This is a genomic window from Streptomyces hoynatensis (genome assembly GCF_003626535.1).
Taxonomy (GTDB): Bacteria; Actinomycetota; Actinomycetes; order Streptomycetales; family Streptomycetaceae; genus Streptomyces; species Streptomyces hoynatensis.
This window is the reverse complement of the sequence record NZ_RBAL01000002.1, coordinates 131595-146776: the sequence shown is the minus strand read 5'-3', so window position 1 is coordinate 146776 and position 15182 is coordinate 131595. Positions and strand designations below refer to the sequence as shown.

General features: G+C 75.9%; 14 protein-coding genes. 6 read left to right on the top strand and 8 right to left on the bottom strand.

Annotation, left to right across the window (positions count from 1 at the left end):
- Both D7294_RS04080 and D7294_RS04075 read right to left on the bottom strand, forming a co-directional pair.
- Complete coding sequence (locus D7294_RS04080) at positions 1 to 1023, bottom strand: PhoH family protein (RefSeq protein ID WP_120675580.1); 1023 nt, start codon at positions 1021 to 1023, stop codon at positions 1 to 3.
- A 156-nt stretch (positions 1024 to 1179) separates the two neighbouring features.
- Positions 1180 to 2157, bottom strand: coding sequence for a DUF3152 domain-containing protein (locus tag D7294_RS04075; protein ID WP_120675578.1), 978 nt, complete (start codon positions 2155 to 2157; stop codon positions 1180 to 1182).
- Between the two features lie 237 nt (positions 2158 to 2394).
- On the opposite strand from D7294_RS04075, the gene D7294_RS04070 reads away from it, so the two are divergent.
- From D7294_RS04070 to D7294_RS04060, 3 genes are read left to right on the top strand one after another with little or no spacing between them, the layout of a single operon-like run.
- The gene (locus D7294_RS04070) at positions 2395 to 3075 is read left to right on the top strand and encodes a response regulator transcription factor (RefSeq protein WP_120675575.1); all 681 of its coding nucleotides are present in this window, start codon (positions 2395 to 2397) and stop codon (positions 3073 to 3075) included.
- A gap of 13 nt (positions 3076 to 3088) precedes the next feature.
- Entirely contained in the window at positions 3089 to 4612 is a 1524-nt protein-coding gene (locus tag D7294_RS04065) for a sensor histidine kinase (protein ID WP_120675573.1), read from the top strand.
- Positions 4609 to 5205: a hypothetical protein gene (locus D7294_RS04060; protein ID WP_120675571.1), complete on the top strand. Its 597-nt coding sequence runs from the start codon at positions 4609 to 4611 to the stop codon at positions 5203 to 5205. Before D7294_RS04065 ends, D7294_RS04060 begins: the two co-directional genes overlap by 4 nt.
- A gap of 129 nt (positions 5206 to 5334) precedes the next feature.
- Here D7294_RS04060 and D7294_RS04055 read toward each other — a convergent pair whose 3' ends face one another.
- Positions 5335 to 6525, bottom strand: a complete 1191-nt coding sequence (locus D7294_RS04055) for a carbohydrate kinase family protein (protein ID WP_120675569.1) — start codon at positions 6523 to 6525, stop codon at positions 5335 to 5337.
- Between the two features lie 49 nt (positions 6526 to 6574).
- On the opposite strand from D7294_RS04055, the gene D7294_RS04050 reads away from it, so the two are divergent.
- A complete protein-coding gene (locus D7294_RS04050; protein ID WP_120675567.1) occupies positions 6575 to 7933 on the top strand; it encodes a family 4 glycosyl hydrolase in 1359 nt (452 codons plus the stop codon).
- 170 nt (positions 7934 to 8103) lie between these two features.
- On the opposite strand, the gene D7294_RS04045 is transcribed toward D7294_RS04050, so the two are convergent.
- The 5 genes from D7294_RS04045 to hrcA all read right to left on the bottom strand — a co-directional run bounded on the left by D7294_RS04045 (position 8104) and on the right by hrcA (position 12601).
- Positions 8104 to 9060, bottom strand: a complete 957-nt coding sequence (locus D7294_RS04045) for a ribonuclease Z (protein ID WP_241562084.1) — start codon at positions 9058 to 9060, stop codon at positions 8104 to 8106.
- A gap of 13 nt (positions 9061 to 9073) precedes the next feature.
- Positions 9074 to 9433: a histidine triad nucleotide-binding protein gene (locus tag D7294_RS04040; protein ID WP_120675565.1), complete on the bottom strand. Its 360-nt coding sequence runs from the start codon at positions 9431 to 9433 to the stop codon at positions 9074 to 9076.
- A 210-nt stretch (positions 9434 to 9643) separates the two neighbouring features.
- Complete coding sequence (locus D7294_RS04035; RefSeq protein WP_120675563.1) at positions 9644 to 10396, bottom strand: 16S rRNA (uracil(1498)-N(3))-methyltransferase; 753 nt, start codon at positions 10394 to 10396, stop codon at positions 9644 to 9646.
- A 54-nt stretch (positions 10397 to 10450) separates the two neighbouring features.
- Complete coding sequence (gene dnaJ / locus D7294_RS04030; protein WP_120675561.1) at positions 10451 to 11584, bottom strand: molecular chaperone DnaJ; 1134 nt, start codon at positions 11582 to 11584, stop codon at positions 10451 to 10453.
- Positions 11585 to 12601: a heat-inducible transcriptional repressor HrcA gene (hrcA, locus tag D7294_RS04025; protein WP_120675559.1), complete on the bottom strand. Its 1017-nt coding sequence runs from the start codon at positions 12599 to 12601 to the stop codon at positions 11585 to 11587. It lies immediately after the preceding gene.
- Between the two features lie 446 nt (positions 12602 to 13047).
- On the opposite strand from hrcA, the gene D7294_RS04020 reads away from it, so the two are divergent.
- Both D7294_RS04020 and D7294_RS04015 read left to right on the top strand, forming a co-directional pair.
- Positions 13048 to 13791 (top strand): MBL fold metallo-hydrolase, encoded by a 744-nt coding sequence (locus D7294_RS04020; RefSeq protein ID WP_120675557.1) that lies wholly within the window; start codon positions 13048 to 13050, stop codon positions 13789 to 13791.
- Positions 13792 to 14263: 472 nt separating this feature from the next.
- Positions 14264 to 15109 (top strand): DUF3097 domain-containing protein, encoded by an 846-nt coding sequence (locus D7294_RS04015; protein WP_120675555.1) that lies wholly within the window; start codon positions 14264 to 14266, stop codon positions 15107 to 15109.
- The last annotated feature ends 73 nt before the right edge of the window (positions 15110 to 15182 follow it).

The following is a 15182-nucleotide window of genomic DNA, read 5'->3' as shown; positions in this document are numbered from 1 at the left end:
TTACTGGGCGGTTCGGGTCCGGTCGTCGTACCGGTCGTACGCGTCGACGATACGGCCGACCAGCTTGTGCCGGACCACGTCCTGGCTGGTGAGCCGGGAGAAGTGGACGTCCTCCACGCCGTCGAGGATCTCCTGCACCTGCCGCAGGCCGCTCTTCGTGCCGCCCGGCAGGTCGACCTGGGTCACGTCGCCGGTGATCACGATCTTGGACTCGAACCCGAGGCGGGTGAGGAACATCTTCATCTGCTCGGGGTTCGTGTTCTGCGCCTCGTCCAGGATGATGAACGCGTCGTTCAGCGTCCGGCCGCGCATGTACGCCAGCGGCGCGACCTCGATCGTGCCCGCGCTCAGCAGCCGCGGGATCGAGTCGGGGTCGAGCATGTCGTGCAGCGCGTCGTACAGCGGCCGCAGGTAGGGGTCGATCTTCTCGTAGAGCGTGCCGGGCAGGAAGCCGAGACGCTCCCCCGCCTCGACCGCCGGCCTGGTCAGGATGATGCGGGTGACCTGCTTGGACTGCAGGGCCTGCACGGCCTTGGCCATGGCCAGGTAGGTCTTTCCCGTGCCGGCGGGGCCGATGCCGAAGACGATCGTGTGCCGGTCGATCGCGTCCACGTAACGCTTCTGATTGAGCGTCTTGGGCCGGATCGTCTTGCCCCGGTTGGACAGGATGTTCTGCGTCAGCACCTCGGCGGGGCTGGCGCCCTCCGTCTCCCCCGGGCCGCCGCGCAGCATCGCGATGGAGCGCTCCACCGCGTCCTCGCTCAGCGGCTGTCCGGTGCGCAGCACGAGCATCATCTCGTCGAAGAGCCGCTGCACGAGCCGGACCTCGGACGGGTCGCCGGTGGCGCTCACCTCATTGCCCCGGACGTGGATGTCGGTGGCGGGGAAAGCCCGCTCGATGACGCGCAGCAGCGCGTCGCCAGAGCCCAGCACCGTGACCATGGGGTGCTTCGCCGGAACGGTGAACCGGGCGGTCGCCTCAGCCGCGGGAGCCGCTGGCTGGTGAGTCGGTGTTTGCGTCATGGGCGGTCGCGTGCGGACCTGCTCATCCCTCTCTGAACTGGACACTGCCGGTGGTACCTGACCTCCGGGGTCCCAGGGTACGCCGCGCAACCGACAGAGCCCCAAGAAATAACGGACTGCGACGGGCCGGGTGCGCTGGGCCCCCGGCCCGCGCGGTCAGGGAACGGAAGGGCCCGAGAGGTAGTTCCCGTCCGCGTCGTAGGGCCAGGCGTTGGCCACGCAGCCGTCGAGCCCGTCGATCTGCTGCATCATCGCCGGGGCGGGCAGTCCAGGCCCCGGGCAGCCCTCGTGGCCGTGTCCGATGCGGTGGCCGACCTCGTGGTTGACGATGAGCGCGCGGTACTCGTGCAGCGGCCCAGGGAACTGCGGGGAGCCGGTGTTCCACCGCCTGAGGTTGACGACGACCTGATCGCCGACGTCGCAGTTGACCTCGCCGTGGGTGTGCAGGCCCGCGGCCCCGCAGATGCGGTCCACGGTGTCGGGGGTGGCGATCTTGATCTCGAAGTCGTAACTGCCCTCGGAGACCAGCTGGAAGGCGTCCACGCCGTCCGCCGTCCAGCCGCGGGGGTCGGCCAGGATGCCCTCGATCTCCGCCGCCGCCTCCTCCGGGTCCACCCCGGTGCCCACCTCCACCTGCACCATGTAGCGGCGGACGGTGGCGCCGCCGCCCACCGCCTCCCCCGAGGCGTCGGCCGTGACGAACTCGCCGGTGCCCGAGGTCGGGCCGGGGTCGCCCGTGGTCTCGCCTGATCCGGAACCCGCCGCCGAGGAGGCGGCGTCCCCGGCCTCCAGGGCCTCGTCCGGCTCCCCGCCGCCGGCGTCCGCTCCGTCCCCCGCTCCGCCGCCTTCTGCGTCCCGTTGCCCGTCCTCCGGCTCCGGCGCCGCGGAGCCGCCCGGGCCGGCCGAGGGTTCGGGGCGCGCCTCGGCGGCGTCCGTCCCGCCGCCGCGCAGGTGGACGAACGCCGTGACGGCCAGGCAGGCCACGCAGGCCAGGCAGGCCACGACCAGCACGGTCCCCCGCCGGCGGCGGGGACGCCCGCGGCGGCGGCTCGGCACGGCACGGCGGGAGCCGCCGCGCCGCCCGCGGGCGGCGGAGGCGGGCGGGGCGTTCTTGCGCTTCTTCCCGGAGGGCATGGGGCCGAGCGTGCGGGCCGGAGATGATCAATCCGGGTTCGTAAGGTCACGAGAAGACAACGGCGCACGCCCCCGCGCGCCCCCGCCCCGCCCGCGCTCGCGCCGCGTGTCCGCCCGCGCACCCTGCGCCGTGGGCGCCGACGCGCGCCCGGCCCTGTGTGATCCTTCTGTAACGGGATGCCCGCACGGCCCCCTCCCCTGCCCACCGCCGCACACGGCGTGCGCATACTTGGCCGCATGCCCCGAGTCCTCCTCGTCGAAGACGACCCTGCCGTCCGCAAGGGCGTACAGCTGGCTCTGGGGCACCAGGGGCACGAGGTCTCCCCGGCCGCCACCGGCGAGGAGGGCCTCGCGCTGCTCCCCTCCTTCCGGCCCGACGTCGTCGTCCTCGACCTGATGCTGCCCGGGCTCTCCGGCCTCGACGTCTGCCGCCACATCCGGGAGCGCGACCAGGTGCCGATCATCATCGTGACCGCGCGCGGCGACGACGTGGACGTCGTGGTCGGTCTTGAGGCGGGCGCGGACGACTACGTGGTCAAGCCGGTGCGGGCCCGGGTGCTCGACGCGCGGATACGCGCGGTACTGCGCCGCCTCGCCCCCTCCGCCGCCGAGGGCGTCAGGCCGCGCCCGGAGACGCACGGCACGCTGACGATCGACCGCACCGGCCTCGTCGTCACCCACGAGGGCAGGCAGGTCCCGCTCGCCCCCTCGGAACTGCGCCTGCTGCTGACGCTCTCCGCCTCGCCCGGGCAGGTGCTCAGCCGCCAGCAACTCCTCGAAGCCGTCTGGGAGCACAGCTACCACGGCGACATCCGGCTGGTGGACGCGTGCGTGAAGCGGCTGCGCAGCAAGCTGGGCGAGGCCGCGCGGTACGTCCACACCGTGCGCGGCTTCGGCTACTGCTTCCGCGCCGCCTGAGGCCGGTGCCGCCGTGAGCCGCCCCGCACAGGCCGCGCCGGCCGGCCGCGCCGGCCCCCGCCCGGGCCGCACCGGGCCGTGGGGGCGCGCCCTGCGGGCCCTGCGCGGGCTGCGCGTCCGCCTCGTCGTCGGCTTCGCCCTGGTCGCCGCGGTCAGCGCCCTGGGCACCGGGCTGCTGGCCTTCCGCGAGGCCCGCACCGGCGTGCTGCAGCAGAGCCAGGACGTGGTGATCAAGCAGTTCCGCGACAGCGTCGACGCGCTGACGCGCGGCGTCCGCGCCTCCCCGACCCAACGGGAACTCCAGTCCCTGGTCGACGCGGTGGCCGGCGCGCACCAGTCGCAGGGCTGGCAGGTGCTCGCCACCTACGAGGGGCTCCGGGCCGCCTCCGGCTCCGCGGAGACCTTCGGCCGGCTCAGCCGGGAGCTGCGCGAGGCCGTGGCCGAGCGGCCCGCCGCCGTCTTCCAGCGGGTCGACGCCGGCGGCCGCCCCTACCTGGTCGTCGGGCTCCCCGTCGTCTACGGCAGCGGGAGGGGCGGGACGGTCCTCTCCGGGCTCGCCTGCTACCTGGTCGTGGCGCAGGACACCGAGCAGGCGTACGTCACGGCCATCATCGCCGCCGTGGAGCACGCCACGCTGTCGGCGCTCGGCGGCGCCGTCGTGCTGGCGCTGCTCGCCGCCCGCGGGGTGCTGCGGCCCGTGCGCGCGCTGCGCGGGGCGACCCGAAGGATGGCCGAGGGCCACCTCGACGTGCGGCTCACCGTGCACGGCTCCGACGAACTCGCCGACCTGTCACGCTCGTTCAACGACACCGCGGCGGCGCTCGAACAGTCGGTGGCGGAGCTGCGCCGGCTGGAGGCGCAGGCCCGCCGCTTCGCCGCCGACGTCTCGCACGAGCTGCGCACGCCGCTGGCCGCCATGGCGGCGGTCACCGACGTGCTCGACGAGGAGGCGCCGCGGCTCGACGGCAGGACCGGGGACGCGGTGCGGCTGATCAGCGAGGAGACCGCGCGGCTGAGCCGACTGGTGAACGACCTGATGGAGATGTCCCGCTTCGACGCGGGCGCCGCCGTGCTCGCCCTGGACGAGTTCGACGTGGCCGAGTCCCTCCGGCACACCCTCGCCGCCCGCGGCTGGGGCGACCTGGTGGAGACCCGGCTGCCCCCGCCCGGCGCGGCGCGGGCCAGGCTCGACCCGCGCCGCCTGGACGTCGTCGTCGCCAACCTGGTCGGGAACGCGCTGCGGCACGGCGCGCCGCCGGTGCGGCTCTCGCTCGGCACCAGGCAGGACCCCACGGAAGGAGCGTGGCTGATCATCGAGGTCACCGACGAGGGCCCGGGCATACCCGAGGCCGCCCTGCCCCACATCTTCGAGCGCTTCTACAAGGCCGACGCCACCAGGGCCCGCAGCGAGAGCAGCGGCCTCGGGCTGGCCATTGCCGCGGAGAACGTCCACCTGCACGGGGGACGGGTCCGCGCCGCGAACCGGCCGGGCGGCGGCACCGCCTTCAGCGTCGAGCTGCCGGTGCGCCGCGCATGAGCGGCCCACGCCGCCCGAGGCGCCCGGGCCGCACGCCGGGCGGCCCGCGCCCGCCGGCCGCGCTGGGCCTCCTGCCGGCCGCGGCACTGCTCGCGGCCTGTGGCGTGCCGCCCTCCGACGTCATCCAGACCGGCCCGCCGGCCACCGGCCTGCCCGCGGACACCCTGCTCTACTTCGTGTCCCCCTACGACGACTCGCTGGTGGCCACGCCCCGCCGCACCGAGGGGCCCGCCGACGTGTCCACCGCCCTCGGCCTGCTCCTCGACGGGCCCGACGAGGAGGAGAGCGACCGGCTCGCGACCCGGCTGTCCGGCCTGCCGGGCCCGCCCGCCGTGACCACCGGCCTCTCCGGCGTCGTCCTCACCTTCTCCGCCGGCACCGGACCGCTCGACGAGACCGCCCAGGGCCAGCTGGTGTGCACCGCGGCGGAGGCCTTCCGCGCCACCGGCCCCACGCCCCGCGGCCGGGCCGCCGCCGCGGAGGCCTTGCGCGCGGCGGGGGAGCCGGTGCCCGCCCCGGGGCCGATCACCGTCGAGCTACGCGGGGACGGCTGGAAGGCCGCCAGGGAGGCATCCTTCTGCCCCGAGCCCTGACGCCCACGCCGTGCGGGCCCGGCCGTGAACGGGCCGGCGTGGCACGGCGGTTGGGCCCGCTTTCCGGGGACGGGCCGGGGCCTTCCCGGAAGGGCGTGCGGGCGATTCGGGGAGCCGGAGGCGGCCGGGTCAGCAGCCGCGGAAGCCCAGGGTGGGCACCGCCCTGCGGCGCGGCCAGCCGGGCGCCGGGCCGGGCAGCAGGCCGTCGAGAAAGGCGTAGCGCCGCCGCTCCCGGTCCAGTCCTGAGCCCGGCTCGCTGACCCGCTGCCACCAGGCGGCCACCTCTCCCCAGCCGGGCGCGGAGAGCGAGCCGCCGAACTCCTGCACGGAGAGCGCGGCGGTGAGACCCGCAAGCGCCAGCCGGTCCGCGAGCGGCCAGCCCGCGAGGGTGCCGGTGATGAAGCCCGCGGTGAAGACGTCGCCCGCGCCCGTGGTGTCGAGGGCCGGCACCACGATCGCGGGCACCTCCGCGGTCTCGCCCGTGCGCCCGTCGGCGGCGTACGCCCCCTCGGCGCCCATGGTGACCACCGCCAGGGGCACCAGCTCGGTCAGCGCCCTGGCCGCGGCCTGCGGCGAGTCCGTGCGGGTGTAGCGCACCGCCTCCGCGGCGTTCGGCAGGAAGGCCTCGCAGAAGGCCAGATCGGGCAGCGCGGCCAGGTCCCAGGCCCCGGTCTCGTCCCAGCCGACGTCCGCGAAGACCAGGCTGCCCGCCCGGGCCGCGTCCTTGATCCACGCCTGCGGCTGGCCGGGGCGCAGCGAGGCGACGCAGGAGCGCGCGGGCGGCGGCAGCTCCGCGCCCCCGGGCGGGCCCTCGGGCAGCGGGGCGTCGTGCCCGTGGGTGACCATGGTGCGCTCGCCCTCGTAGGCCATCGAGACCGTCACCGGCGAGTGCCAGCCGGGGACCAGGCGGGAGAGCGTCAGGTCGATGCCCTCGCCGCGCTCCAGGGTCTCCCAGCAGTACTCGCCGTACTTGTCGTCGCCGAAGGCGGCCGCGAGCGAGGTGCGCAGCCCGAGCCTGGCGAGCGCCGTCGCCATGTTGGCGACGCCGCCGGGGCTGGACCCCATGCCCCTGGCCCAGGTCTCGGTGCCGCGCACCGGCGCGGCGTCCAGGCCGGTGAAGACGATGTCGAGGAACACCGTGCCCGTCAGGTACACATCACAGCTGGGGTCGGTCTCCCGGCGCACCGCGGCCAGCGGGTCGAAGGACGTGCGCGCGTGCGGGTCCCAGCCGGGCTGCCGCCGGCCTCCATAGGCGGCGAACGCGCGCGGCTCCTCGGGCGGCGCGGGGAAGCCGGCCGGCCCGTCCTGCTCCTCGGTCACCAGGTGCTCCCGGTCATGTGGCGGTCTCTTCTACGGTACGTTCCGGCCCATGAGGCTCACGATCGTCGGCGGGGGCGGATTCCGCGTCCCCCTGGTATACCGGGCGCTACTGACAGAACGGGCGCCGGAGGCGGAGGGCAGGGCGGCCGGGCGGTGCACGCGGGTGACGCTCTACGACACCGACCTGGCGCGGGCCCGGGTCGTGGCCTCGGTGCTGACCGCGCTCGGGGCGGACGTCCCCTGGGCGCCCGAGGTGCGGGTGGCCGAGGGGCTCGACGAGGCGCTGCGCGGCGCCGACTTCGTGTTCTGCGCGGTGCGGGTGGGCGGCACGGCCGGCCGGGTGCGGGACGAGCGGGTGCCGCTCGCCGAGGGGGTCCTCGGCCAGGAGACGGTGGGCGCGGGCGGCGTGCTCTACGGGCTGCGCACCGTGCCGGTGGCCCTGCGGATCGCCGAGCGGACGCGGGCGGTCGCGCCCGGGGCGTGGCTGATCAACTTCACCAATCCGGCGGGCATGGTGACCGAGGCGATGTCGGCGGTGCTCGGGCACCGGGTGATCGGGATCTGCGACTCGCCCGTCGGCCTGGTGCGGCGGGCGGCGCGGGCCGCGGGCGCCGACCCGGCCGCGGTCGGCTTCGGCTACGTGGGCCTCAACCACCTGGGCTGGCTGCTCTCGCTGACCCACCAGGGCACCGACCTGCTGCCCGGGCTGCTCGCCGACGACGCGGCGCTGGCCTCCTTCGAGGAGGGGCGGCTCTTCGGCGGCGCCTGGCTGCGCGCGCTCGGCGCCCTGCCCAACGAGTACCTGCACTACTACTACTTCGGCCGGGAGACGCTGGCGGCGACGCGGGAGGCGGCGCTGACGCGGGGCGAGTTCCTCGACCGGCAGCAGAGCGCCTTCTTCGCCGAGGCGGAGCGCGCCGCACGCCGGGCGCCCGCCGAGGCGCTCGCCCTGTGGGAGCGCACGCGCCTGGAGCGCGAGGAGACCTACGGCGCCGAGGCGCGCGCCGCCTCGGGCGGCGGGGAACGCGACAGTTGCGACCTGGAGGGCGGCGGCTACGAGCGGGTGGCGCTCGACCTGATGCGGGCGATCGCGAACGACCGGCGCGCGCGCCTGATCCTCAACGTCCGCAACGGCGGCGCCGTGCCCGCGCTGCCCGGGCACGCCATCGTGGAGACGGTCTGCGAGGTGGACGCCCAGGGCGCGCGGCCGGTGCCCTGCATCTCGCCCGGGATGGCGGAGGTGGGGCTGATGCTCCAGGTGAAGGCGGTGGAGCGGGCCACCATCGAGGCCGCCGTCACCGGCTCGCGGCGCGCCGCCCTGCGCGCCCTGAGCCTGCATCCGCTGGTGGACTCCCCCGCGGTCGCCGCCCGCATCCTGGAGCGGGCGGACCTGCCCGCGCCCGCCTGAGCGCCCCGGCGCCCACCGGGCGCAGTCCACGCCCGCGCGCACGCCGGATCGTCGGCGCCGCGGGCGGCCGGGGCGCACCCCGGGTGGACGCGCCGGGGGCAGTGCGCGCCGGGGGCGTGCGGGCCGGGCGCGCCGGTGCGGGCGCGCCGGTGCGGCGGGGAACCCCGGCGTCAGGCCCGGCGCGGCACCGGCACCCGCGCCAGGTCCTCGGCCACCGTCAACTCCCCCTGGAATCCGGCCGCCCTGGCCTCCCCGGCGAACTCGGCCGGATCCCCGTACCGCTGCGAGAAGTGGGTCAGCACCAGATGCCGCACCCCGCTCCCGGCGGCCACCGCGCCCGCCTGCCCGGCGGTCAGGTGCCCGTACTCCTCGGCGAGCGCGGCGTCCCGGTCGAGAAAGGTGGACTCGATCACCAGCAGGTCGCAGCCCTCGGCCAGCGCGTACACGCCGGGGCACAGCCGCGTGTCCATGACGAACGCGAACCGCTGCCCGCGCCTCGGCTCGCTGACCTCCTCCAGGCGGACGCCGCGCAGCTCGCCCTCTCGTTGCAGCAGGCGCACCTCGGGCCCGGCGATGCCGTGGGCGGCGAGGCGTTCCGGCAGCATCCGGCGGCCGTCCGGCTCGACCAGGCGGTAGCCGAAGGACTCCACGGGGTGCGAGAGCCGGTGCGCGCTGAGCGTGAAGCCCGCCCTGGCGGGCGCCTGACCCGGCCCGTCCTCGGGCACGGAGGCGTCCAGCTCGCCCTCGTCGCGCACCGGCCGCGGCTGAAGGTGCGCGGTCTGCCGGTAGGACGTCGCCAGCCGCAGCCGGTCGAAGAACTCCTGGCCACTGGCCGGGTAGTGGAACACCACCGGGTGGGGCACCCGGTCCAGGCTGATGCGCTGGATCACCCCGGCCAGCCCGAGGGAGTGGTCCCCGTGGAAGTGCGTGACGCACACCCGGGTCAGCTGGTGGGCGCTGATCCCGGCGAACAGCATCTGCCGCTGGGTGCCCTCGCCCGGGTCGAAGAGCAGGGTCTCGGTGTCCCAGCGCAGCGCGTACCCGTTGTGGTTGCGGTGCCGGGTCGGGACCTGGCTGGCCGTGCCGAGCACCACCAGCTCGCGGGCGGAAAGCGGGGTCTTCACCACGCGGGGTCCGCGCCTAGCCGGGCGGCCACTGCAGGCCGCGGCCGCCGAGCACGTGCGCGTGCACGTGGAAGACGGTCTGCCCGGCGCCCGTCCCGGTGTTGAGGACCACGCGGTAGCCCGTCTCGTCGACCTTGTCCCCCACGGCCACCTCGTGCGCCTCGCGCAGCAGGTCGGCGGCCAGCTCGGGGGCGCCCGCGGCCAGCGCGGCGGCCGTCGGGTAGTGCGCCCGGGGAATCACCAGCACGTGGGTGGGCGCCTGCGGGTTGATGTCCCGGAAGGCGACGGTGGTCTCCGTCTCCCGGACGATCGTCGCCGGGACCTCCCCCGCCACGATCTTGCAGAACAGGCAGTCGGCCTGCGGTTCGCCCGCCATTGCCCCCGTGCCCTCCTCGTTCGGCCTGGCCGGCTGTGCGTCGGCCGTGCATCCGTCTGTCTCGGTGTGCGCCGGCGCGTACCGGCGTGCGCGGGCGCACACCCGCCGCCACCCGACCCTGCTACCCGCCCCGGCGTTCGGGGCAGGCGGATCGCGGTGCCGCGGGCCGCCCGGGCACGCCCCGGATGCTACCGCCTGCCGCGGGAGGCCTCAGCGCCAGCGTCCCGAGCGGGCCAGGAGCAGGGCGGCGGCGACGGTGCCCGCCGTGGAGGTCCGCAGCACGGTGGGCCCCAGCCGGTACGCGCCCGCGCCGGCCGCGGCGAAGGCGGCGAGTTCCTCGGGCGAGACCCCGCCCTCGGGACCGACCAGGAGCACCACCTCGCCCGAGGCGGGGAGTTCGGCGGTCGCCAGCGGGGCCGCGCCCTCCTCGTGGAGCACCGCGGCGAAGGCCGCCCTCCCGAGCAGCGCCGCGGCCTGGCGGGTGGTGACCTGGTCCGTCACCTCCGGCACCCGCAGCCTCCGCGACTGCTTGGCCGCCTCGCGCGCCGTCGCACGCCACTTGGCGAGCGCCTTCTGCCCGCGCTCCCCCTTCCACTGGGTGACGCAGCGGGAGGCCGCCCAGGGCACGATCGTGTCGACCCCGGTCTCGGTCATGGTCTCCACGGCCAGCTCGCCGCGGTCGCCCTTGGGCAGCGCCTGGATCACGGTCAGCGCGGGGCTCGGCGACGGTTCCCCGCGCACCTCGTCCACCCGCACGTCGAGCCGGTCGCGCCCCTCGACGGCGGTCACCGTGCCGAACGCGCCGCGGCCCGCGCCGTCGCTCAGCACCACGGCCTCGCCGACGCGCAGCCGGCGCACGGCCACGGCGTGCCGCCCCTCGGCGCCCTCGAGCCGCAGCGTCCGGCCGGGCGCGGCCCCGGCGATGCTCCCGGGGTCCGCGAGGAAGACCGGTGCGGTGCTCATGTGCGAAGAGGCCCCTCTGCCCCGGCGGGCTCGGCGGTGGGAAGGCGCGGACGGTCAGCGGCCGTTGAAGGCATCCTTCAGCCGGGAGAACAGCCCCTGCTGCCCCGGCTGGAACTGGCCCATCGGCCGCTCCTCGCCCCGCAGCTTCGCCAGCCGCCGCAGCAGCTCCTCCTGCTCGGGCTCCAGCTTGGTCGGGGTCTGCACCTCCACGTGCACCACCAGGTCGCCGCGGCCCGAACTGCGCAGGTGGGTGACGCCCCTGGAGTGCAGCGGGATCGACTGGCCGGACTGCGTGCCGGGCCTGATGTCGACCTCCTCGATGCCGTCCAGCGTCTCCAGCGGCACCTTCGTGCCGAGCGCCGCCGCCGTCATCGGGATGGTCACCGTGCAGTGCAGGTCGTCGCCGCGGCGCTGGAAGACGGCGTGCGGCTTCTCCCTGATCTCCACGTAGAGGTCGCCGGCCGGCCCGCCGCCGGGCCCGACCTCGCCCTCTCCGGCGAGCTGGATGCGCGTGCCGTTGTCCACCCCGGCGGGGATCTTCACCGTCAGGGTGCGCCGGGTGCGGACCCGGCCGTCGCCCGCGCACTCGGGGCAGGGGTTGGGCACCACGGTCCCGAAGCCCTGGCACTGCGGGCAGGGCCGCGAGGTCATCACCTGGCCGAGGAAGGACCGCGTCACCTGGGAGACCTCGCCGCGCCCGCGGCACATGTCGCAGGTCTGCGCCGAGGTGCCGGGGGCCGCGCCCTCGCCGTTGCAGGTCGAGCACACGGTGGCCGTGTCGACCTGGATCTCCTTGGTGGTGCCGAACGTCGCCTCGTTGAGGTCGATCTCCAGGCGGATCATGGCGTCCTGGCCGCGCCGGGTGCGCGACTTCGGGCCGCGCTGCGAGGCGGTGCCGAAGAAGGCGTCCATGATGTCGGAGAAGTTCCCGAAGCCGGCCGCGCCGAAGCCCCCGCCCGCCCCCGCCGAGCTCCCCATCGGGTCGCCGCCGAGGTCGTACATCTGCTTCTTCTGCGGATCGGAGAGCACCTCGTAGGCGGTGTTGATCTCCTTGAACCGCTCCTGGGTCTTCGGGTCGGGGTTGACGTCCGGGTGCAGCTCCCGGGCCAGCCTGCGGAATGCCTTCTTGATCTCCTCCTGCGAGGCGTCCCGCTGCACGCCGAGGATCTCGTAGTAGTCCGTCGCCACTCAGTTCTCCGCGAGGATCTGTCCGACGTACCGTGCCACTGCGCGCACCGCTCCCATCGTTCCCGGGTAGTCCATGCGGGTCGGTCCGACCACGCCGAGCTTCGCGACCGCCTCGTCCCCCGAACCGTAGCCGACCGAGACGACGGACGTGGACGTGAGTCCCTCGTGAACATTCTCATGTCCGATGCGGACGGTCACCCCGGTGTCCGTGGCCTCGCCCAGCAGCCTCAGGAGCACCACCTGCTCCTCCAGCGCCTCGAGCACCGGGCGGATCGTCAGCGGGAAATCCTGCGCGAACCGGGTCAGGTTGGAGGTGCCGCCGATCAGCAGCCGCTCCTCCGTCTCCTCCACCAGCGTCTCCAGCAGCGTGGAGAGCACGGTCGAGACCGTGCCCCGCTCCTCCGGCTCGAAGGAGTCCGGCAGGTCCGCCACCAGCGGCGGCACCTCGGGGAACCGCTGGCCGTCGATCCGGCTGTTCAGCCGGGCCCGCAGGTCGGCGAGCGAGGTCTCGCCGAACGGCGCCGGGCAGTCGACGACCCGCTGCTCGACGCGGCCGGTGTCGGTGATGAGCACCAGCATCAGCCGGGCGGGAGCCAGCGAGAGCAATTCCACGTGCCGCACCGTGGAGCGGCTGAGGGAGGGGTACTGCACGACCGCGACCTGCCTGGTCAGCTGCGCGAGCAGCCGGACCGTGCGGCCGACGACGTCGTCGAGGTCGACGGCGCCGTCCAGGAAGTTCTGGATCGCGCGGCGCTCGGCGGCCGACAGGGGCCGCACCCCGGCAAGCCGGTCGACGAAGAGCCGGTACCCCTTGTCCGTGGGCACCCGGCCCGCGCTCGTGTGCGGCTGCGCGATGTACCCCTCGTCCTCAAGCGCTGCCATGTCGTTGCGCACCGTGGCCGGGGACACCTGCAGATTGTGCCGCTCCGTGAGCGCCTTGGAACCCACCGGCTCCTCGGTGCCCACATAGTCCTGGACGATGGCCCGCAGCACCTCAAGCCTGCGTTCACTCAGCATGCGGCACTCCACCTCCCGTCCGGCCGACCGGTCCAGCTGCCGTCCTGGCACTCTTCGGCAGGGAGTGCCAACCCTGCTCCAGTGTACGGCCGGGCAGTAGGGCCAGGGAATCGCGAACGAGCACACAGTCTGCGGCACTGGTGGATGCACCAGCCCGCCCGCGTCCGCCCGCGCCACCCGGCGCGCGTTCGGTGACCGTCCGGTGACCGTTCGGCGAGTGTTCGGCGAGTGTTCGGTGCCTGTGGGTGCCTGTGGGTGGCTGCCGGTGGCTGCCGGGTCTGTCGGTGACTGCCGGGCCTGTCGGTGACTGCCGCCGGTCGCCCGGCGGGTGGCACTGGTGGCCGGGGTGGAACGGAGAGCCGGAGTGACCGGGCCGGGGGCCCGGGGGCCGGAGTGGCCCGGTCCGGTGTGGCCGGGGGATGCTCCCCGGTGGCTAGGGTCGCGGCATGCCGGAATGGGAACGGAAGTGGGAAGAGCTGCGGCCCGGGGTGCTGCGTACGCGGCTGCCCGGCTGGGACGAGACCGTGGGCGCCGTCGCCCTGGCGGACGGGGTGCTGCTGGTGGACGCGGGGCCCTCGCTGCCCGCCGGGGCGCGCGCCGGGCGCGAGGCCGCGCACCTGCTCGGCCTGCCGGTCACCCGCCTCGTCGTCACGCACCCGCACTTCGACCACGCCCTGGGCGCGGGGGCCTTCCCCGACGCGGAGCGCTTCGGGCCATCGGGCCTGGCCGGGGCGGACCTCGCGCGGGATCTCGCCGGGGATGCGGTGCGCCACGGGCTCGACGCCGCGCAGGCGCGGCGGGCGGCCGGGGCCCTGGGGCGCGGCGGCCCGTGGCGCGAGGTCGCGGGCGAACTCCGGCTCGGCACCGGGTCCGCGCCCGGGCGCGTGGGGGAGGTCCTCCTGCACGACCTGGGGCCCGCGCACTCGCCCCGGGACGTGGCGGTGCTGGTGCCGGGCACGCCCCCGGTGCTGTTCTGCGGGGACCTCGTGGAGGAGTCGGGCGAGCCCCAGGCAGGCCCCGACGCAGAACCCGCGCGCTGGCCCGCCGCGCTCGGCCGGCTGCTTGCGCTCGGCGGGCCGGAGGCCAGGTACGTCCCCGGCCACGGGGCGGTCGTCGACGCGGCGTTCGTCGAGGCGCAGCGCCGCACCCTGGCCGCCCGCTTCGGCACACCGGGCGCAGCGGAGGGCTGAGGGGCGCGCGGACGTGGGCGCGTGACGGCCGACGCGCGGGGGCGGCCGCGTGGGCAGTAGGCGCGCGGTGGCGCGGCGCGGCGCCCCGGGAGCGCGTTGTCGCGCCCCCGGGAGCGCGTTGTCGGCGGGAGGCGGGGCATGGGAGCGCGCGTCCGCGCGGAAGGGGGGCGTGCGCGACGCGCGACGCGGGGTACGGGCCGCGGGTACGGGGGTGCGGGCGCGCAGTCCGTGGTCGCGAGTCCGCCGGGTCCGGGACGGCGGGGGCGCGGGGCTGCGAGCGCGGGTCCGCGGGGGCGGGAACGCGGGCTTGGGTCTGCCGGTACGGGTCCGCGGGGACGGGACTGCGGGCGTGGGGCCGCGGGCGGCGGCTCTGCTCGTGCGGGGCTGCGGTGCGGAAAGGGGGCCGGGCGAGGGCCGGTTGGGGCCGCGGGCTCCGGGGCGCCGCGGCGCGGCCACCGGACATAATGCGCCCATGCGCAGCCGCAGGTACGACCCCGACCTGACGCCGCCCTGGCAGCGGCGCACGCCCGTTCCCGAGGTGGCAGCCGAGCCCGGCCTCGTCGTGGAGGAGGCGGCCAGCGGCTTCTGCGGCGCCGTGATCCGCTGCGAGAAGACGGCCGGCGGCCCGACCGTCACCCTGGAGGACCGCTTCGGGACGCACCGGGTCTTCCCGATGGAGCCGCGCGGCTTCCTGCTCGAGGGAAAGCCGGTCACCCTCGTCGGGCCGCGAAAGGCGCCGCCCGCCGCGGGGCCCCGGCGCACGGCCTCCGGCTCGCTCGCCGTGCCGGGCGCACCGGCGCGGGTCGCGCGCGCCGGGCGCATCTACGTGGAGGGGCGGCACGACGCCGAGCTGGTGGAGAAGGTCTGGGGCGACGACCTGCGGATCGAGGGCGTGGTCGTGGAGTACCTGGCGGGAGTCGACGACCTCCCGGAGATCGTGCGGGAGTTCGGCCCGACGCCCGAGGCGCGGCTCGGGGTGCTCGTGGACCACCTGGTGCCCGGCTCCAAGGAGTCGCGGATCGCGGAGGCGGTGACCGGCGAGAACGTCCTGGTGGTCGGTCACCCCTTCGTCGACGTCTGGGCGGCGGTGAAGCCCGCGGCGGTGGGCATCCCGGCCTGGCCGGCCGTCCCGCGCGGACAGGACTGGAAGACCGGCGTGTGCCGCGCCCTCGGCTGGCCGGAGAACACCGGCGCGGCCTGGCGGCGCATCCTCTCCTCGGTGCGTGACTTCCGCGACCTCGAACCCGCCCTGCTCGGCCCGGTGGAGCACCTGATCGACCACGTGACGGTGGGCGGTCCCGCGGGGCCGGGGGGCTGAGGGCGGCGGGGCCGGGGCGTTCCGCGGCGAGCCGGGGCGTTCCGCGGCGGGCCGGGGCGTTCCGCGGCGGGCC

What these genes read in the sequence shown, in the direction of transcription:
- D7294_RS04035 (WP_120675563.1), bottom strand. Translation starts at nt 10,396, where the DNA reads ATGAGCACCGCACCGGTCTTCCTCGCGGACCCCGGGAGCATCGCCGGG.
- D7294_RS04050 (WP_120675567.1), top strand. Translation starts at nt 6,575, where the DNA reads ATGAGGCTCACGATCGTCGGCGGGGGCGGATTCCGCGTCCCCCTGGTA.
- D7294_RS04070 (WP_120675575.1), top strand. Translation starts at nt 2,395, where the DNA reads ATGCCCCGAGTCCTCCTCGTCGAAGACGACCCTGCCGTCCGCAAGGGC.
- D7294_RS04040 (WP_120675565.1), bottom strand. Translation starts at nt 9,433, where the DNA reads ATGGCGGGCGAACCGCAGGCCGACTGCCTGTTCTGCAAGATCGTGGCG.
- D7294_RS04020 (WP_120675557.1), top strand. Translation starts at nt 13,048, where the DNA reads ATGCCGGAATGGGAACGGAAGTGGGAAGAGCTGCGGCCCGGGGTGCTG.
- D7294_RS04080 (WP_120675580.1), bottom strand. Translation starts at nt 1,023, where the DNA reads ATGACGCAAACACCGACTCACCAGCCAGCGGCTCCCGCGGCTGAGGCG.
- D7294_RS04075 (WP_120675578.1), bottom strand. Translation starts at nt 2,157, where the DNA reads ATGCCCTCCGGGAAGAAGCGCAAGAACGCCCCGCCCGCCTCCGCCGCC.
- hrcA (WP_120675559.1), bottom strand. Translation starts at nt 12,601, where the DNA reads ATGCTGAGTGAACGCAGGCTTGAGGTGCTGCGGGCCATCGTCCAGGAC.
- D7294_RS04015 (WP_120675555.1), top strand. Translation starts at nt 14,264, where the DNA reads ATGCGCAGCCGCAGGTACGACCCCGACCTGACGCCGCCCTGGCAGCGG.
- D7294_RS04060 (WP_120675571.1), top strand. Translation starts at nt 4,609, where the DNA reads ATGAGCGGCCCACGCCGCCCGAGGCGCCCGGGCCGCACGCCGGGCGGC.